At 73.4% G+C, this 17,252-nt stretch carries 18 protein-coding genes; 9 read left to right on the top strand and 9 right to left on the bottom strand.

Annotation, left to right across the window (positions count from 1 at the left end; genetic code table 11):
* Positions 1 to 13 precede the first annotated feature (13 nt).
* The 6 genes from ACQPYD_RS15475 to ACQPYD_RS15500 all read right to left on the bottom strand — a co-directional run bounded on the left by ACQPYD_RS15475 (position 14) and on the right by ACQPYD_RS15500 (position 5,830).
* The gene (locus ACQPYD_RS15475; protein WP_433701676.1) at positions 14 to 397 is read right to left on the bottom strand and encodes a DUF2784 domain-containing protein; all 384 of its coding nucleotides are present in this window, start codon (positions 395 to 397) and stop codon (positions 14 to 16) included.
* Between the two features lie 137 nt (positions 398 to 534).
* Entirely contained in the window at positions 535 to 1,623 is a 1,089-nt protein-coding gene (locus ACQPYD_RS15480) for a mandelate racemase/muconate lactonizing enzyme family protein (RefSeq protein WP_433701677.1), read from the bottom strand.
* Positions 1,624 to 1,625: 2 nt separating this feature from the next.
* Entirely contained in the window at positions 1,626 to 2,531 is a 906-nt protein-coding gene (locus ACQPYD_RS15485) for a 5-dehydro-4-deoxyglucarate dehydratase (RefSeq protein WP_433701678.1), read from the bottom strand.
* 70 nt (positions 2,532 to 2,601) lie between these two features.
* On the bottom strand, positions 2,602 to 3,522 hold the full coding sequence (locus tag ACQPYD_RS15490; protein ID WP_402910437.1) for a sugar phosphate isomerase/epimerase family protein: 921 nt from the start codon (positions 3,520 to 3,522) through the stop codon (positions 2,602 to 2,604).
* Positions 3,519 to 4,679 carry a dihydrodipicolinate synthase family protein gene (locus ACQPYD_RS15495; protein WP_433701679.1) on the bottom strand — a complete coding sequence of 387 codons (1,161 nt, stop codon included), beginning with the start codon at positions 4,677 to 4,679 and terminating at the stop codon, positions 3,519 to 3,521. Before ACQPYD_RS15495 ends, ACQPYD_RS15490 begins: the two co-directional genes overlap by 4 nt.
* A complete protein-coding gene (locus ACQPYD_RS15500; protein WP_433701680.1) occupies positions 4,676 to 5,830 on the bottom strand; it encodes a Gfo/Idh/MocA family protein in 1,155 nt (384 codons plus the stop codon). Before ACQPYD_RS15500 ends, ACQPYD_RS15495 begins: the two co-directional genes overlap by 4 nt.
* A gap of 431 nt (positions 5,831 to 6,261) precedes the next feature.
* Here ACQPYD_RS15500 and ACQPYD_RS15505 point away from each other — a divergent pair, with 431 nt between their 5' ends.
* The 8 genes from ACQPYD_RS15505 (at position 6,262) to ACQPYD_RS15540 (ending at position 14,211) form a co-directional block, all read left to right on the top strand.
* Entirely contained in the window at positions 6,262 to 6,825 is a 564-nt protein-coding gene (locus tag ACQPYD_RS15505) for a DUF3887 domain-containing protein (RefSeq protein WP_433702067.1), read from the top strand.
* A gap of 53 nt (positions 6,826 to 6,878) precedes the next feature.
* Positions 6,879 to 7,850, top strand: coding sequence for a lysostaphin resistance A-like protein (locus ACQPYD_RS15510; protein ID WP_433702068.1), 972 nt, complete (start codon positions 6,879 to 6,881; stop codon positions 7,848 to 7,850).
* 311 nt (positions 7,851 to 8,161) lie between these two features.
* Entirely contained in the window at positions 8,162 to 9,307 is a 1,146-nt protein-coding gene (locus ACQPYD_RS15515) for a winged helix DNA-binding domain-containing protein (protein ID WP_433701682.1), read from the top strand.
* A 103-nt stretch (positions 9,308 to 9,410) separates the two neighbouring features.
* Positions 9,411 to 10,043: a GyrI-like domain-containing protein gene (locus tag ACQPYD_RS15520; protein ID WP_433701683.1), complete on the top strand. Its 633-nt coding sequence runs from the start codon at positions 9,411 to 9,413 to the stop codon at positions 10,041 to 10,043.
* A 127-nt stretch (positions 10,044 to 10,170) separates the two neighbouring features.
* The gene (locus tag ACQPYD_RS15525; protein WP_433701684.1) at positions 10,171 to 11,175 is read left to right on the top strand and encodes a DUF2804 domain-containing protein; all 1,005 of its coding nucleotides are present in this window, start codon (positions 10,171 to 10,173) and stop codon (positions 11,173 to 11,175) included.
* A 64-nt stretch (positions 11,176 to 11,239) separates the two neighbouring features.
* The gene (locus ACQPYD_RS15530) at positions 11,240 to 12,286 is read left to right on the top strand and encodes a pirin family protein (protein WP_433701685.1); all 1,047 of its coding nucleotides are present in this window, start codon (positions 11,240 to 11,242) and stop codon (positions 12,284 to 12,286) included.
* Positions 12,287 to 12,553: 267 nt separating this feature from the next.
* Positions 12,554 to 14,098 carry a sodium-dependent transporter gene (locus tag ACQPYD_RS15535; RefSeq protein WP_267950149.1) on the top strand — a complete coding sequence of 515 codons (1,545 nt, stop codon included), beginning with the start codon at positions 12,554 to 12,556 and terminating at the stop codon, positions 14,096 to 14,098.
* Complete coding sequence (locus ACQPYD_RS15540; RefSeq protein ID WP_267950150.1) at positions 14,098 to 14,211, top strand: methionine/alanine import family NSS transporter small subunit; 114 nt, start codon at positions 14,098 to 14,100, stop codon at positions 14,209 to 14,211. Before ACQPYD_RS15535 ends, ACQPYD_RS15540 begins: the two co-directional genes overlap by 1 nt.
* Before the next feature lie 84 nt (positions 14,212 to 14,295).
* Here ACQPYD_RS15540 and ACQPYD_RS15545 read toward each other — a convergent pair whose 3' ends face one another.
* Positions 14,296 to 14,841 carry a type 1 glutamine amidotransferase domain-containing protein gene (locus ACQPYD_RS15545; protein ID WP_267950151.1) on the bottom strand — a complete coding sequence of 182 codons (546 nt, stop codon included), beginning with the start codon at positions 14,839 to 14,841 and terminating at the stop codon, positions 14,296 to 14,298.
* A 345-nt stretch (positions 14,842 to 15,186) separates the two neighbouring features.
* Between ACQPYD_RS15545 and ACQPYD_RS15550 the strand changes: the two genes are divergently transcribed.
* Complete coding sequence (locus tag ACQPYD_RS15550) at positions 15,187 to 15,816, top strand: histidine phosphatase family protein (RefSeq protein WP_433701686.1); 630 nt, start codon at positions 15,187 to 15,189, stop codon at positions 15,814 to 15,816.
* A gap of 10 nt (positions 15,817 to 15,826) precedes the next feature.
* Here ACQPYD_RS15550 and ACQPYD_RS15555 read toward each other — a convergent pair whose 3' ends face one another.
* On the bottom strand, positions 15,827 to 16,537 hold the full coding sequence (locus tag ACQPYD_RS15555; protein ID WP_433701687.1) for a hypothetical protein: 711 nt from the start codon (positions 16,535 to 16,537) through the stop codon (positions 15,827 to 15,829).
* A gap of 75 nt (positions 16,538 to 16,612) precedes the next feature.
* A complete protein-coding gene (locus ACQPYD_RS15560) occupies positions 16,613 to 17,215 on the bottom strand; it encodes a helix-turn-helix domain-containing protein (protein WP_433701688.1) in 603 nt (200 codons plus the stop codon).
* Between the last annotated feature and the right edge of the window lie 37 nt (positions 17,216 to 17,252).

The following is a 17,252-nucleotide window of genomic DNA, read 5'->3' on the forward strand; positions in this document are numbered from 1 at the left end:
CTCATCACCGCCCTCAGGCCGTCGGCGCGCAGACACCGCCGGACCGGGCACGCCGACGGCGCACCCACACACCCGCCCAGGCCGCGGCCACGACGGCGGCCATCACACAGCGCGAGGTCATGAGGTGCTCGCGGGGGTACAGGCGCTCCGTCAGATAGAAGTCGATGAAGCCGAACTCCATCACCGGGCGACCCGTGTTGAGCCGGGCCCAGTTCTCGATCTCCGTCAGGAAGCACGGCCAGTCGACGATCACGATGCCCACGGCGTAGGCGGCGACCACCAGGTGCACCCGGAACAGCCGGGGCCATCGCCAGGCCAGGAACCCGCCGAGGACGACGAAGCCGAGGAACGCGAAGTGGAGGACCATCGCGGTGTGGCCGAGGAGGAGGTAGGGCATGCCCCGAACCTAGGCCGGGGCGGCACAGCGCACATCGGCACCCGCACCCACCCCCTCTGAGTACCCGTGCTCATGACCGCGCCGGGGCGCCCCCCGACCGGCGGAGGGCGCCCCGGCGCACGGTCGCGAACCCTGTGCTAGGGGGAGGGGTCCGCGACCGGGGTGAGCGTGTCGGCGAACACCAGGCCGTGGCCGAGCCCGGTGTCGGCGCGCACCGTCCCCCGGTCGAACTCCACCCCGCTGGGGCGGGCCAACGCTCCCAGCGCGGCGAAGGAGGCACGGTCGATGTCCTCGACCATGGCCACCCGGGGAAGGCACAGCGCCAACTGGCCCGACAGCTCGGGCAACAGGTGCGGAGCCACCGGCACGCCGCGGCGCGCCATCGACTCCGCGATCCGCAGGAACGGGGTCACCCCGCCCACCCGCACCACGTTGGGCTGCGCCACGTCGCACACACCGAGGTCCACGGCCCGCTCGAACTCCTCGGCCGTGCGCAGGTTCTCACCGATCGCGAAAGCGATGCCCGTCCGCTCGCGCAGGCGGGCATGCGACTCCAGGTCCTCGGCGGGCAGGGGCTCCTCCACGAAGTACGGATCGAACGGTTCCAGCGCGCGCAGCGCCCGCGCCGCCCTGGGCACGTCCCAGCGCTGGTTGGCATCCACCATCAACAACCGTTCCGGCCCCAGCGATTCCCGCACCGCGCCCACGCGCTCGACGTCGCGGGAGATCTCGGCCGAGCCCACCTTCATCTTGGCCGCCCGGTGCCCCGCCCCGACCCAGCCCCGCACCTGCTCCACCAGGTCGGACAGCGAGTAGTCGAGGTTGACCCCGCTGCCGTAGGACTCCACCGAGTCACGGCGCCGGCCCACCAGGTCGACCAGGCTCACCCCCGCCGCACGGGCGGACAGGTCCCACAGGGCGATGTCCACACCGGCCAGCGCCATCAGGGTGAGCCCGCTGGTCCCCGCCTCGCGCAGGTGCCAGCGCAGCTCGTCCCACCGGGAGGGGTGCGCCGCACCCCCCGCCAGGACCGGGGCCAGGTCGTCGTTGACCAGCGCCGCCACCGCACGGGCCCCGATCAGCGGGGTCCACGAGAACCCCGTGCCGACCAGCCCCGTGTCGGTGGCCACCCGCACCACCACCACGTCGTTGCGGTCCACCCCCCCGTCCCACGCCCGGTGCAGCGGCAGCCGGTAGGCACGGGCCACGACCTCGGTGACACGCACCGTCAGCCCTCCTTCACCAGGGACAGGCCCGTCTCGATCAGCTCTCCCAGAGCCGCCACCTCCTCGGCCGTGGGGTCGGTGAACGGGGCACGCACCCCGCCCGCCTCCACCCCGCGCAGCCGCGCCCCCGCCTTGACCAGGGAGACCGCGTACCCGGGCACCCGGTCGCGCAGCCGCACCAGCGGCTCGAAGAACCCGGACAGCAGCCGGTCCGCGAGCGGGTCCCCCGCGTGGAAGGCCGTGTAGAACGCGTTCGCCACCTCGGGCACGAACGCGAACGCCGCCGACGAGTACAGCGGCACCCCCACACCCCGGTAGGCCGCCACGGTCAGCTCCGCCGTGGGCAGCCCGTTGAAGAACGTGAACTCGTCACCTCGCACCTCGCGCACCGCCAGGACGATCTGGTGCATGCGCCCGAGGTCGCCCACCCCGTCCTTGATGCCCACCACCGTGGGGATCGCCGCCAGCTCGGCGGCGCTCTCGGGGGTGAACACCATCGATCCGCGCTGGTAGACGATCACCGGGATGTCGACGGCCGAGGTCACGGTGCGCACGTACTCCACCAGCCCCCTCTGCGGGGCGCCCACCAGGTAGGGGGGCAGCAGCAGCACGGCGTCCGCGCCCAGCTCCCGGGCCGCGCGGGCCTGCTCGACCGCGGTGCCGACGCTGCCGCCCGCACCGGCCACCACGGGCACACGCCCCGCGGTGACCTCCACCGACCGCCGCACCACCGCGGCGTGCTCGGCGGCCGACAGGGCGTGCACCTCACCTGTACCGCACGCCGCGAACACCCCGCCGGCCCCCTGCTCCACGCCCGAGGCGACGTGCTCGGCCAGCACGGCCTCGGCGACGCCTCCTCCGGAGTCGAAGGGGGTGAGGGGGAAGAACAGGATTCCTTCGAAGTTCATGCCGCTCCTTGGCTGTTGAGGGATCGGGGCCGCCCCGGGTACGGGCGGCCCCGGCGAGGTCCGCGGGACCTCACAGGACGTGCTGCACATGACGCCGGACCAGGGTGGCGATGACGTCGTCGCCGTCGGCGTCCCACACCTGCCGGTTGAAGATCTCCACCTCGATGTCCCCGTCGTACCCCGCCGCGTCCACGGCCCGGCGCAGGCCGCGCACGTCGGCGTGGCCGTCACCGACCATGCCCCGGCCCAGCAGGTTGTCGGCCGGCAGCGGCACCACCCAGTCGCAGGCCTGGAAGGAGGCGATGCGCCCGCCCGCCCCGGCCCGCTCGATCTGGGTCCACACCTGCGGGTCCCACCACACGTGGTAGGCGTCCACGACCACGCCCGCCGCCTCGGCGTCGAAGCGTTCGGCCACGTCCAGGGCCTGCCCCAGGGTGGACAGCACCGCGCGGTCGGCGCAGAACACCGGGTGCAGCGGCTCCAGGGCCAGGCGCACACCGCGCTCGACCGCGTACGGGACGAGCTCGGCCAGGGCCTCGACCATCCGCTCGCGCACGCCGGCGAGGTCGCGGTCCCCGTCCGGCATGCCGCCCACCACCATGACCAGGCAGGGCGCTCCCAGCTCGGCGGCCTCGTCGACGGCCCGGCGGTTGTCCTCCAGCGCGGCGGCCCTGTCCTCACCGGTGAGGAACCCTCCACGGCAGTAGGACGAGACCCGCAGACCGCTGCGGCGCACCAGGTCCGCGGCCTTGGCGAGCCCGGTCTCGGCGACCGGTTCGCGCCACAGGCCGATGGCGGGCAGCCCGGCGCGCAGGCACCCGTCCACCGCCTGGGTCAGACTCCAGCGCTTGACGGTGGCCTGGTTCAGGGACAGCCGCGCGAGCCGGGGGTCGCCCGGCTCCGGGGTGTCCACGGCCGCAGGGAGGCCGGAGGGGACGTCGACGGCGCCGGGCACCACCGGGGCGGCGCCGTGGGGCGGGTACGTGGTCACTGGTCCACCCCCGACACCTGGAGCAGGGCACGCATGCGCGCCGCGGCGAGGTCGGGGTCGGAGAGGACCCCGGCGGCGTCGGCCAGGCGCAGGGCCTGGGCCAGGTGGGGCAGGTCGCGGGCGCTGTGCAGGCCGCCCACCATGTGGAACCCCTTCTGGTGGCCGTTGAGCCAGGCCAGGAAGGTGATGCCGGTCTTGTAGTAGAAGGTGGGCGCGGCGAACAGGTGCCGGGCCAGGGGGACGGTCGGGTCCATCAGCGCGCGGTAGCGGCCGGTGTCGCCCTCGTCCAGCGCCGCGAGCGCCCGGGCGGCGGCCGGTCCGATGGCGGCGAAGATCCCGAGCAGGGCGTGGGAGTGGCCCTGCTCGTCGCCCAGCACCAGGTCGGGGTAGTTGAAGTCGTCGCCGGTGTACAGCCGCACGCCCTCGGGGAGCAGGCGTCTGAGCCGGACCTCCAGGGCGGCGTCGAGCAGGGAGACCTTGATGCCCTCCACCGCGTCGGCGTGCTCGGCGATCAGCGCGGCCACGGGCTCGATCGCCTCGGCCGGGTCGGCGAACCCCCAGTACCCGGCCAGGGCCGGGTCGAAGGCGGTGCCCAGCCAGTGCAGGACGACCGGGCGCTCCGCCCTCCGCAGCAGGCGGCCGTAGGCCTTGGCGTAGTCCTCCGGCCCCTGGGCGACGGCGGCCAGGGCACGCGAGGCCATCAGGACGGGTGTGGCACCGGCGCCCTGGACGACGTCGAGCTGCTCCCCGTAGGCCGTGATAACGCTTTCCAGGTCGACATGGGAAGAATCGAGCTGGTCGGTTCCCACCCCGCAGGCCAGGGCGGCGCCGCGCGCGGCGGCCTCCGCCCCCGACCTGCGGATCAGCTCGGCGGTGGCCTCCCAGTCCAGGCCCATGCCGCGCTGGGCCGTGTCCATGGCGTCGGCGACGCCCAGCCCCTGGTCCCACAGGTGGTGGCGGAAGGCGAGGGTGGCCTCCCAGTCCAGGCGGGCGGGGGCCCCGGGCGCGTTGGGGGCCGCCGGGTCGGCGACCACGTGGGCCGCCGCGTAGGCGACGCGGGAGCGCGCGGGCGGCAGGGGGGAGGTGTCGGCGGGGGCGCCGGTCAGCGTGTAGGGCGCGACGGCGCCGTCGGGGGAGGGCAGGCGCAGTGTGTTCACGTCAGGGTGACCTCGTCCAGTTCGACGGTGTGCCCGTTCTGGGCCGAGCGCAGTCCGGCCTCGGCCATCTGCAGGCCCCGCGCGCCGGAGAGCAGGTCGTGCGGGAACGGGGTGTCCAGGACCACGTGCCGAAGGAAGCCCTCCCACTGGGCGCGGAACCCGTTGGGGAAGTCGGTGTTGTCGGGGACCTCCTCCCACTGCTCGCGGTAGCTGGCGGGGTCCTCCAGGTCGGGGTTCCAGACGGCCTTGGGGGTGGAGGCGCGGTGCTGGAAGCGGCAGGAGCGCAGCCCCGCCACGGCGCTGCCGTGGGTCCCGTCGACCTGGAACTCCACGAGCTCGTCGCGGTTGACGCGCACGTTCCAGGAGGAGTTGATCTGGGCGATGACGCCCCCCTCCAGCTCGAAGATGCCGTAGGCGGAGTCGTCGGCGGTGGCCTGGTAGGCGCGCCCCTCCTCGTCCCAGCGCTGCGGGATGTGGGTGGCCACCTTGGCGGTGACCGTGCGCACCGGGGCGAACAGGTGCTCCAGCACGTAGTGCCAGTGCGGGAACATGTCCAGCACCATGCCGCCGCCCTCCTCGGCCCGGTAGTTCCAGCTGGGCCTCTGCGCGGGCTGCCAGTCGCCCTCGAAGACCCAGTAGCCGAACTCCCCCCGGACGGAAAGGACCTTTCCGAAGAAGCCGCTCTCGACCAGCCGGCGCAGTTTGAGCAGGCCGGGCAGGAAGAGCTTGTCCTGGACGACGCCGTTGCGCACGCCCGCGTCGCGGGCGAGCTTGGCCAGTTCCAGCGCCGAGCTGAGCGTGCTCGCGGTGGGCTTCTCGACGTAGACGTGCTTGCCCGCGGCGATGGCGGCGCGCACCGCGGCCTCGCGGGCGTGCGTGATCTGCGCGTCGAAGTAGATCGAGATCCGGTCGTCGGAGAGAACCGAGTCCAGGTCGGTGGTCCAGCGCTCGATGCCGTGCCGGTCCGCGATCTCGCGCAGTTTCCGCTCGGAGCGCCCGACCAGCACGGGTTCGGGGATGATCCGGGAGCCGTCGGGCAGGGGAACCCCTCCGGCCTCGCGGATCGCCAGGATCGACCTGGTCAGGTGTTGCCGGTACCCCATGCGTCCGGTGACGCCGTTCATGGCGACACCCAGCACGTGATCACTCATGGGTTGTTACCACCTCTCCTTGTGAAAGCGCTTTCCAGCGTACGGCAAACCGTCCGTCCACACCAGTGGGCCGGAGGTGCCGCAAGGGGCTCCGAGGAGGAAAACCGCGGAAAACCCCCGCGCACCGGGGGCGTTTCCGCCGGGAAGGGGGTCGTGGCGCCCGGGAGAAGCGGGCGGAGACGGCTCGGCGGGCCCCGGTCGAGGCCCTGGCGGGAGGGCGAGGCGCGGTCCCGGGGGCAGCCTTCGGCAAGGGAGTGGTCCTCCAGCGGGGGCGCCTCCCGGGCCTCCGGCGCCCATGCCCGCGCACGCACCCGGGCGGGCGGCGTCGCACACCGTCGCGCACACCCCCCTGTCGCGCGGTCCGGTTGTAAAGGTATCCTTTACATATGCAAGGAAATTTGACAGATGCGCTGAGGAACGTGAAGGCGCGCCTGGACGCGTTCCTCGCGTCACGCGTCCTGACGAAGGACGACGACTGGGCCGACGCGATAGGCCGTGCCGTGGGCATGCAGGCGGCTGCCGACGACGTCGTGCGCGCTGTCGTGCAGCGGGCGCGCCAGAACGGCGCCACGTGGCAGGTCATCGGTGACGCGCTCGGCGTGAGCAGGCAAGCGGCGTTTCAGCGCTATGGCAAACCGATCGATCCCAGAACGGGAGAACCCATGAACACCACACCGCTCCCCGGCGCCGCCGAACTGGCCGCCTCGGTGATCGGGGACCTCGCTGCCGGGCAATGGACGCGGGTCACCGAGCAGTTCGATCCGGCCATGCGCGACGGCCTGTCGGAGGACGCGCTCGCGGCCGCGTGGGCGCAGATCGTCGGCCTGTCGGGAGCTCTCGAAGGAAGGGGGGAGCCGGAGGTCGCCCGGGCCGGCGACGTGACGGTCACGAACACGCCGCTCTCGTTCGAGGCGGGCGACTACACGGCACGGATCGCGTTCCGCGACGACCGCGCCATCGCCGGTCTGCACATCCTGGAGGGGAAGACGCCGTGACCATCGGATCTGCGGGCGGACCGAGGACGACCGCGGCCCGGGGCGGACCCCGCATGGACGGCCGCGATCTGCGATCCATCGGCGTGTTCACCGCCCTGGCGTTCGCGCTCGCCTGGCTTTTCGCGCTCCCGCTCTGGTTCGGTGACGGGCTCGCCGGCCCCTGGTTCCCCTTCGTGGCGACCGCCACGATGGCGACCCCCGCGATCGCCGCCCTCGTCGTCGTGTTCTTCGTGGAGCGGCCGAAGCACAAGGCGTGGAAACTCGGGGTCTGGCCGCTGAGGCCGGTCCGCGGGCTGCTCGGCTACGGGGCGCTGGGGATCTTCGTGTCCATCGCCCTGGTCCTGGTGGCGCTTCCGGTGGGCGCACTGCTGGGGGTCTATCCGGCCGACTTCGCGAACTTCTCCGCGTTCCAGCAGGCCCTCGACGAGCAGGCGGGCGCCGCAGGCGCTGCCGAGATCCCGATGCCGATCGGCGCGCTCATCGCCGTCCAGCTCGCCGCACTCCCCCTGGCGGCGTTCGTCAACCTGCTTCCGGCCCTGGGCGAGGAACTCGGGTGGCGAGGGTGGCTGCTCCCGAAACTGATGCCGCTCGGCACCCTGCCGGCCCTGCTGGCCTCCGGCGTGATCTGGGGCCTATGGCACGCGCCGCTCATCCTCCTCGGGTACAACTACCCCGATGCGCCGGGTTGGCTCGGCCTGGCCGCGATGGTCGGCATGTGCGTTCTGATCGGCGCGGTCTTCGGCTGGCTGAGGCTCCGCTCGGGGTCCGTGTGGCCCGCAGCCCTCGCACATGCCGCGTTCAACGGGGCGGGCGGGTCCTACCTCCTCTTCGCGAAGGCGGGAGAGCACGTCGACACCACGCAGGCGACGGTCCTGGGCTGGAGCGGATGGATCGTGCCGCTCGCGCTCGTCGTGGTCCTGATCGCCACGGGACAGTTCTCCTCCGCGAAGCACCCGTCCGCCCCGCCGTCGCAGAAGGGGCGTCCCCCCGAGCACCCGGCGACGGGGCAGGCGACCGGTGAGTAGCCGCAACGGCCCCTGAGACCTCCGAGGACTGGTGCGGCGGTGGCAGACGGCGGAACACCGGGACCCCGCGCGGCCGGGACCGCCCACAGGGCCCGGCCTACCCGGGGGCCGCCCCACCGGTTCGCGGAGGCTCTGGCCCGCCGCGCGATCGAACGGGCCCTGGACCAGTCCTGACCGCACGCCGGGCCGGGCCCGCCCCGAGCTGCCTCGCACGCGGTCGCGGAAGGGGGCACCGCCCGCCGAGTGGAGGACAGTTCCCGACCTGCACGGTTCCTAGAGTGGGGGCACACCACAGCACCCCGAGGAGACCCATGGGCACCCCCACCTGGCAGGACATGACCGCGCGACGCCTGTGGCGCCATGCGCTCACCTCCCCGGGAACGAGCGCGTCCGACGTGGTCGGCGCCATGTGCGGGGTCCACGCCCAGGTGATGTCGGCGGCCGAGGTGTCGCTCGGCCTGCGCCTGGAGGGCGCCGACCGCACGCATGTGCGCGCCGCCCTGTGGGAGACCCACGAGCTGGTCAAGACCTTCGGCCCGCGCGGCACCGTCCACCTGCTGCCCACCCGCGAGCTGCCGCTGTGGACCGCGGCGCTCTCGGCGGCCCAGCGCGCGGGCAACCCCTCCCCCAAGGGGGCGCTGCTCACCCCCGAGCAGACCGACGAACTGGTCGAGGCGTCCGCCTCCGTCCTCGCCGGCGCCGAGATGACCGTGGACGAGCTCACCGAGGCCCTGGCCGAGCGGGCCGGCTCCTGGGCGGCCGACCCCGTCATGGACGCCTTCCAGGCCAAGTGGCCGCGCTGGCGGCAGGCCACCCACACCCTCGCCAACCGCGGCTCCCTGTGCTTCGGCCCGATGCGCGGCCGCAAGGTCACCTACACCAGCCCCCGCCGATGGCTTCCGGACACCGCTCCGGCCGACACCGACCGGGCCCTCGCCCACGTGCTGACCGCCTACCTGCGCGCCTACGGCCCGGCCACGCCCCAGCACTTCGCCCAGTGGCTCTCCGCGCCCAGGCGCTGGGCGGTCGAGCTGTTCGCGTCCATGGGCGGGCTCGTCGAACCCGTCGAGGTGGAGGGCGCCACCCTCTACCAGGTCGCCGGGGACGCCGCCGACCCTCCCGCCCCCGCCCCGGAGGTCCTGCTGCTGCCCTACTTCGACGCCTACACCGTGGGCTGCCACCCGCGCGAGGTGGTCTTCCCCGGACCGGCCCGCCGGCGTGCGCTGGCCCGGGGCCAGGCCGGGACCCACCCCGTCCTGTTCGTGGACGGCCTGGCGGCCGGGGTCTGGCACCAGCGGAGGTCGGGCCGTCACCTCGACATCACCGTGGAGGCCCTGGCCCCGCTCCCGCCCGCACGGCGCGACGCCGTCGCCGAGCAGGCCGAACGGGTCGGGCGCATCCTCCAGGCCTCTCCGCGCCTGGCCTTCGACACCGTCACCGTGGGCCCCCACGCCTGACCACGGGTCCGCCGCCGACCGGCGGCGGACCCCGACCCTCCCCCACCCACCGAGCCTTCCGAGGCGGAAAGGCCGCGGCCCGCAGTCCGGGCCCAGGTACGCGATGACCGACAAGACCGACTTCAAGAAGACCCTCGACGCCTACCGGGCGCCACGGGGCCGGTTCCGGATCGCCGAGATACCGGACCTGCACTACCTGATGATCGACGGCCGCGGGGACCCGAACACCTCACCGGCCTTCGCCCAGGCGGTCGGGGCGCTCTACCCGGTGGCCTACAAGCTGAAGTTCGCCAGCAAGCGGGAGCTCGGGCGCGACTACGTCGTCATGCCCCTGGAGGGCCTGTGGTGGGCCGAGGACATGGACGCCTTCACGGCGGCCCGCGACAAGTCCCGGTGGGACTGGACCATGATGATCATGGTCCCGGACTGGACCGACCAGGACATGTTCGCCTCCGCCGTCGAGCGTGCGGCGGCCGCGAACAGGCCGGCGCGCCTGGGCGACGTCCGCCTGGAGCGGCTGTCGGAGGGCCGGTGCGTGCAGACGCTGCACGTCGGCCCGTTCGACGGGGAGGCCGGGGTCCTGGCGCGGATGCACCACGAGTTCATCCCCGACCACGGGCTGCGCATGACCGGAAGACACCACGAGATCTACCTCGGCGACTTCCGCAGGGTCGCACCGGGGAAGATGCGCACCATCCTCAGGCAACCGGTCGAGGCCGCGGCCGCGGGCGGGTAGCACCCGCCCGCGGCCGCGACGGACCGGCCCGGCACCGCCGCCCGGGGCGGCCGCGCACGCCGCACCGCCGCCGACCTGGCCCGCCGGGCCCTTACCGGCGGCCCCGCTCCCCCCTATGCTGCCGGGCATGGCAACACACGAGCGGGAGATCACCGCCCCTGTCGACCTGTGCGCGCCCGACGGCCGCCTCAACCCCGACGCCGTGGGGTGGTCGCGCACCCCACTGCACCGGAGCGCGCTCCCCGGCTGGGGCCGCCGCAAGAAGTGGGAGTACTGGTGCGTGTCCACCCCCACCCACCTGGTCGCCCTCACCGTCGCCGACATCGACTACCTCGGAGTGGTCGGCGTGTACCTCCTGGAGTACGGGGGCCGCGAGGTGAGCCGCACCTCCCTGCGTCCGCTCGCCCACGGCGTCCGCCTGCCCGACACCCTGGGCGCCGGGACGGGCGCGGCCATCGGACCCGTGCGCGCCCTCGTCCAGGAGGCGCCCGGCGCGACACGGCTCCGCTTCTCCTGCGACACCCCCGAGGGCAGGCTCCACGGCGACCTCACCGTCGACCTGCCCCAGGACCACGAGACCATGAGCGTGGTCATCCCCTGGAGCGCCGACCGCTTCCAGTACACCTCCAAGCACACCGCCCGCCCCGCCCGGGGCGCGGTCCGCCTCGGAGGGGACGTCCTGGACTTCGGGGGCGGCTGGGGGGTGCTCGACCACGGGCGCGGCCGCTGGCCCTACGACACCCGGTGGAACTGGGGAGCGGCCTCCGGCCGCACCGACGGCCACACGGTGGGGCTGCAGTTCGGCGGCCGGTGGACCGAGGGCACCGGCCTGACCGAGAACGCCCTGTGCGTGGACGGGCGCCTGTCCAAGATCGGCGAGGAACTCGAATGGGAGTACGACCCCGACGACGCCCTCACCCCCTGGTGGATCCGCACCCCCGGCTCCGACCAGGTCGACCTCGTCTTCACCCCCTTCCACGAGCGGGTCGACCGCACCGACGCCGGCGTCCTCGTCAACGACACCCACCAGTGCTTCGGCCACTACACCGGCACCGTGCACACCGACGACGGCCACCCGGTGGCCGTGGACGGCCTCTTCGGATTCGCCGAACACGTGCACATGCGCTGGTGACACGGGTGCGGTCCCGGTTCGCGGCGGTGCCCGCGCCGGCGCCGCCTCGGCTATTTTCGGCAGGGTGAGCAATCTCGAACCCCACCCCGCCGAAGAGCGCGTGTGCGCCGGGGAGATCGACCCCGACCTCCCCGACCCGGACACCGAACTCCTCGAACCCCGCGAGGTCCCCCTGGGCGGGCCCCGCGCGATGCTGGTCCGCCGGGCCCTCCCGGGCAAGAACCGCCGCATGGTCGGCGCCTGGTGCTTCGCCGACGCCTACGGCCCCACGGACGTCTCCCCGGGGGCCGGCATGCAGGTGCCGCCGCACCCCCACATCGGCCTCCAGACCGTCAGCTGGCTGGTGAGGGGGACGGTCCACCACCGCGACAGCGTCGGCTCCGACCAGCTGGTCCGCCCCGGCCAGCTCAACCTCATGACCGCCGGGCACGGCATCGCCCACTCCGAGCGCACCCCCGCCGACGCCCCCCGCGACCTGCACGGCGCCCAGCTGTGGGTGGCACTGCCCGGGGCCGATCGCGAGGGCGACCCGCACTTCGAGCACCACGCCGACCTGCCCGTCCTGGACCTCCCGCGCCTGGACCGGGACGGCGCGGCCCCCGCGGATCCGCCGGCGCACGGGGCGAGGGTCACGGTGATCATGGGCGAGGTGGACGGGCGCCGCTCCCCCGCCCGCACCTACACCCCGCTCATGGGGGCCGAACTGGTGCTGGAGCCCGGCGCCCGCGTGCGCATGCCCCTGGATCCGGGGTTCGAGCACGGCGTGCTGGCACTGGACGCGACCGTGCACACCCTCGGGCACCGGGTCGGCGCGGGATCCCTGCTCTACCTGGGGCAGGGGCGCGACCACGCCGTCCTGCACGCCGAGGAGCGCGCCCACCTGCTGGTCATCGGCGGCGAGCCCTTCGCCGAGGACCTGGTGATGTGGTGGAACTTCGTCGGACGCGACCACGACGAGATCGTCCGGGCGCGCACCGCCTGGGAACAGGGCCGCGAGGCGCCCGCCCCCGGATGCCGCTTCCCCGCGGTGACCGGTGACGGGGGCGCGGCTCTGCCCGCGCCCGACCTGCCCAACGCCCGCCTGCGTCCCAGGCCGCGCCACCGCCCCTGACACCCCTCCGGCCCCGCGCGGCAGGACCTGTGGCGGCGCCCCCGGTACCCCGGGGGCGCCGCCACACGCGTGTGCAAGCGCGACTGAAGAGAGGTGTCCAGTGTTCCTTGACACACGCGCGGGGTACGTCCATACCTGGACGAAGTGATACGAAAACCGTATTGCTGCACGACATGCGGCGAGGCGAAATGTCCCAACGATGCCGCCTGGACCAACTCCTGCTACGGTGCGGTTCGCGAACTACGGGATGATTTAGGAGGCCTGAACATGGCCCAACAGCCTCGCGAGCAGTGGGGGACGCGCGCGGGATTCCTGATGGCGGCGATCGGATCCGCCGTCGGACTCGGGAACATCTGGCGATTCCCCTACATCGCCTACGAGAACGGCGGTGGGGCGTTCATGCTGCCCTACCTGGTGGCCCTGCTCACCGCCGGTATCCCACTCCTGATCCTGGAGTACTCGATCGGCCACCGGTACCGGTCCTCCGCCCCCCTGTCCTACAGACGGATCTCCCGGCCCGCCGAGGCCATCGGCTGGTGGCAGGTGGCGATCTGCTTCGTCATCGCCATCTTCTACGGCGCGATCATCGCCTGGAGCGCCTCGTACATCTACTTCTCGGTCACCGGCGCCTGGGGGGACGACCCCAACGGGTTCTTCTTCGGCGACTACCTCCAGATGAGCGAGACCCCCGGCGGCATCACCGGGTACGTGCCCGCGGTGGCATGGCCGCTGGTCGGCGTGTGGGTCGTGGTGCTGGCCATCCTGGCCCTGGGCGTGCGCAACGGCATCGAGAAGGCCAACAAGGTCTTCATCCCGCTGCTGGCGGTCCTGTTCCTCGTCCTGGTGGTGCAGGCGCTCACCCTGGACGGCGCCGTCGCCGGCCTGGACGCCCTGTTCACCCCCGACTGGAACGCCATGCTCGACGGCAGCGTGTGGGTGGCGGCCTACGGGCAGATCTTCTTCTCGCTGTCCATCGGGTTCGGCATCATGGTCACCTACGCCTCCTACCTCAAGCGCAAGGCCGACCTGACCGGCTCGGCCATGGTCGCGGGCTTCGCCAACAGCTCCTTCGAGCTGCTCGCGGGCATCGGCGTGTTCGCGGCGCTGGGCTTCATGGCCACCGCCGCCGGAACCGCGGTCGACGAGGTCGCCACCTCGGGCATCGGGCTGGCCTTCATCGCCTTCCCGCAGATCATCTCCACCCTGCCCTTCGGCGGGGCGCTGTTCGGCGTGCTCTTCTTCGCCTCGCTGATGATCGCCGGGCTGACCTCCCTGATCAGCATCGTCCAGGTCGTCGTCTCCGCCGTCCAGGACAGGGTCGGCCTGGGCCGCCTGCAGTCCGTGTTCCTGGTCGGCGGCATCATCGCCCTGGTCTCCATCCTGATCTTCCCCACCCACCAGGGCCTGCACTACCTGGACGTGTTCGACCACTTCATCAACCAGTACGGCATCGTCCTGGCCGCCCTGGCGATGCTCATCGTCTTCGGGTGGGTCCTGCGCCGGCTGCCGATGTTCCAGAAGCACGCCAACGAGGTGTCCTCCATCCGCCTGGGCACGTGGTGGAAGGTCGTGCTGGGCGGGATCACACCGGTCCTGCTCGGCTTCATGATGTGGGACAGCCTGCGCACCGAGCTCACGGAGAACTACGCGGGCTACTCCACCGGGTTCCTGCTCTCCGCGGGCTGGGGCGTGGCGATCGGCGCCCTCGTGTTCGGGATCGTCGTCTCGCTGTTCCCCTGGAAGCGCGCCGACGCCATCGCCCGAGAGGACGCGGCCGACGCCGCCCTGACCGCCAAGGAAGGTGACAGCTGATGTCCACCAGCGCGATCGTCATGATGGTCGTCTCCATCGCCGTGCTCTGGGGCGGCCTCGTCGCGGCCGTCGTCCACCTGCGGCGCCACCCCGACGAGTCCGGGCCGGAGTAGGCTCCGGGCAGACGACGGGCGGGGCGGTGGATGCCGGGAGCATCCACCGCCCCGCCCGTCGTTCGCACCGCGCCGGCGCACGCCTCACCCCTGGGCGAACTCCCGCACGATGCGCTCGCAGAACGCGGGCAGGTCGTCGGGGTTGCGGCTGGTGGTGACCCCGTGGTCGGTGACCACCTCCTCGTCCACCACGACCCCGCCGGCGTTGCGGATGTCGGTGCGGATGCTGGGGTAGGAGGTCACCGTGCGCCCCCGCACCACGTCGGCCTCCACCAGGATCCAGGGCCCGTGGCAGATGGCCGCCACCGGCTTGCCCGCCGCGACGAAGTCGCGCACGAACCCCACGGCGTCCGCGTCCAGGCGCAGGTTGTCCGGGTTGACGGTCCCTCCCGGGACCACCAGGGCGTCGTAGTCCTCCACCTTGGCCTCGGAGACCACACGGTCCACCGCGAACCGCTCGGAGGGCTCGATGTCGCCGTTCATCGACTGGATCTCCCCCTCGCTCAGCGAGACCAGGTCGGTGCTCGCGCCCTCCTCCCGCAGCGCCTCGCGCGGGCGGACGAGTTCGACCCGTTCGACCCCGTCCGCGGCCAGAATCGCGATCCTGCGTCCGTTGAGCCTGTCGGCCATGGCTGCCCCCTCGGGTCGCGTCCTCGGCACCGCTCCGGTGCCGCGTTGGCCGCCCTACCCGCTCAGGGGGGACGTCTCACCTTCCGCCGGCGGACGGACCGCGCCCCCGCGGCCACCGCCGGAGCCCCGTCGCAGAGCGGCCCGGGCGGGCGGCGGAACGGGCCCGGCGGCCGGTGCGCGCACGGCCTCGGTGCCGCCCCCGCCGACGCGGTCCCCGGCGTGAGCCCCGCACGCCGAACCGCGCACAGCCCCACGGGATCCGACCGGTACGGCCGCAGCCCCGCCGCGCCCCGGGAAGGGCGGCGGCTTCCCGGCTCCGAGGACCGACCCGACCGGAGGACCCCCATGCCCGCGACCCGCTACCTGTACCTGGCCCGCCACGCCGAGGCCGACCCCGGTCAAGGCGGACTGACCGGGAACGGCCTGCGCCAGGCCGTCCTGCTCGGCGACCGCCTCCGCGAGGCCGGGGTGCGAACGCTCCACCACGGACCCTCGGAGCGGACCACCGAGACGGCGCGCCTGGTAGCCGGCCGGCTCGCTCTGGACGGGGCCGGGGTCGAAACGACAGCCGCGCCCGAGGCGGGCGACTACGCGCCCCACCTGCCCTCCCGGGAGGAGGTGCCGCCCGAGTACGCAGACACCGTCATGGCGTTCACCGCCTCCCTGCCGGAGCGGGAGCGCGGCCCCGGTCCCGAGCTGGGCCGCCGGTGCCTGGAGCGCTTCTCCGGTCCGGCCCCGGGCGAGCGGGAGGTCCGGGAGGCGATCATCACCCATGCCTACCCGGTGGGCTGGCTGACGGTGGCCGCCCTCGGGGCGCCCGCCTGGCGGTGGGCGACCCTGGCCCCGGCCAACGCCGCCCTGACCGTCATCCGCCACACGCCCGGGCGGGCGGCGGAGATCCTGGCCTTCAACGACGTCTCGCACCTGGAACCGGACCTGCGGTGGAGCGGTTCCGCGCCCGCGCGGCGTCCCTGAGGCAGCCGACTCAGGGACGGACCTCCGGGGCCTTCGGGGCGACCTCCCAGGCCGAGGCGGGGATCCGCTCCAGCAGTCCGACCATGGTCCGGGCCGAGGCACGGACCCGTTCGGCGTCCAGTTCCCGGTGGTCCCAGCACAGCAGGCGGTCGCCGTGGACGCGGAACGGGACGGCCGCCGCACCGGCGCCGGCCAGCCACGACCGCACGTCCTCGTCCAGGACGGCGCGGGCGAAGCCGTCGTCGGAGGTGGCGACGTAGAAGAGGGAGTCGAACGCCGTCTCGCCCAGCCTCAGGTCGTGGACCCCCAGCGGCCCCAGCACCGCATGCCCCAGGGCCTCCTCCCGCAGCTCCAGCACGGGGGCGCCGGACGGGACCGGGAGCACCACGACGGTGTGCGTGTGGGTGGCGGTCCTGGTCTGGCGCCCGTCGTGGTGCGAGGAGGAGTAGCGGTACTCGAAGGCCAGGACACGGTGGCCGCTCAGCTCCGTGCACAGCACGTGCGTGGCCCTGGCGTCGGAACGTCCCTTCACGAAAGGATCCCCCGAGAAGCGGTCCACCAGCTCCGGGCGCTCCCGGTCGTAGCGCCACCCCTCGCGTTCGGCCCAGGCGGCCAGGGCTTTCGCACGCCGGCGCTCGGCGGCCGAGCCCGCGAACACCAGGGCGCCGACCGCGGCGACCACAGCGACCGTGACGGCCAGGACCAGTAGGGCGACGTCCAAGGGGAACTCCTCATCCGGGTGCGGCTCTCCCACGGTGAGACGCCGCTCACCACCGGACCGGTTCCCCTTTCCCACTCACTCCTTGTCGGCGGATCCCCTGGTGCGCGGGCGCACCCGCACGTGGGCGCGCTCCCCCTGGGGGCCGAACAGGCCCAGGTACTCCACCGGTTCGGGGCCGGGGTTGGCGAAGGCGTGCGGCAGGCGCGTGTCGAACTCGGCGACCTCCCCGGCCGAGAGCACCATGTCGTGGTCGCCCAGGACCAGGCGCAGGCGCCCGCTCAGGACGTACAGCCACTCGTAGCCCTCGTGGGTGCGCTGCTCGATCCCGGTGTGGCCCTGGGGCGGCGGATAGGTGACCTTGAAGGCCTGCAGCCCCCCGGGCTTGCGGGTCAGCGGCACGAACGTGATCCCGTTGCGGACGAAGGAGCTGCGCCGCACGCGCGGATCGGAGGCGGGGTCCTCCCCCACGAGCTCGTCCAGGGGCACGCCGTGCGCGCGGGCCAGCGCGAGCAGGAGTTCCAGGGTGGGACGCCGGCGTCCGGCCTCCAGGCGCGACAGGGTGCTCACCGAGATGCCGGTGGCCTCCGACAGCTGGGAGAGGGTCGCCCCGCGTTCACGGCGCAGGGCGCGAAGGCGGGGTCCGACCGCGGCCAGGGTCGGCGCGAGTTCGTCGTCCATGACCACAATCTGCCACAGCGCGGCCCCCGGGGAGGCC

It is taken from the genome of Nocardiopsis sp. CA-288880 (assembly GCF_050955985.1).
Lineage (GTDB): Bacteria > Actinomycetota > Actinomycetes > Streptosporangiales > Streptosporangiaceae > Nocardiopsis > Nocardiopsis tropica.

Coding starts and splice junctions, on each gene's coding strand:
- ACQPYD_RS15525 (WP_433701684.1), top strand. CDS start 10,171: ATGGCAACACACGAGCGGGAGATCACCGCCCCTGTCGACCTGTGCGCG.
- ACQPYD_RS15535 (WP_267950149.1), top strand. CDS start 12,554: ATGGCCCAACAGCCTCGCGAGCAGTGGGGGACGCGCGCGGGATTCCTG.
- ACQPYD_RS15475 (WP_433701676.1), bottom strand. CDS start 397: ATGCCCTACCTCCTCCTCGGCCACACCGCGATGGTCCTCCACTTCGCG.
- ACQPYD_RS15560 (WP_433701688.1), bottom strand. CDS start 17,215: ATGGACGACGAACTCGCGCCGACCCTGGCCGCGGTCGGACCCCGCCTT.
- ACQPYD_RS15485 (WP_433701678.1), bottom strand. CDS start 2,531: ATGAACTTCGAAGGAATCCTGTTCTTCCCCCTCACCCCCTTCGACTCC.
- ACQPYD_RS15550 (WP_433701686.1), top strand. CDS start 15,187: ATGCCCGCGACCCGCTACCTGTACCTGGCCCGCCACGCCGAGGCCGAC.
- ACQPYD_RS15515 (WP_433701682.1), top strand. CDS start 8,162: ATGGGCACCCCCACCTGGCAGGACATGACCGCGCGACGCCTGTGGCGC.
- ACQPYD_RS15500 (WP_433701680.1), bottom strand. CDS start 5,830: ATGAGTGATCACGTGCTGGGTGTCGCCATGAACGGCGTCACCGGACGC.
- ACQPYD_RS15520 (WP_433701683.1), top strand. CDS start 9,411: ATGACCGACAAGACCGACTTCAAGAAGACCCTCGACGCCTACCGGGCG.
- ACQPYD_RS15545 (WP_267950151.1), bottom strand. CDS start 14,841: ATGGCCGACAGGCTCAACGGACGCAGGATCGCGATTCTGGCCGCGGAC.
- ACQPYD_RS15510 (WP_433702068.1), top strand. CDS start 6,879: ATGGACGGCCGCGATCTGCGATCCATCGGCGTGTTCACCGCCCTGGCG.
- ACQPYD_RS15540 (WP_267950150.1), top strand. CDS start 14,098: ATGTCCACCAGCGCGATCGTCATGATGGTCGTCTCCATCGCCGTGCTC.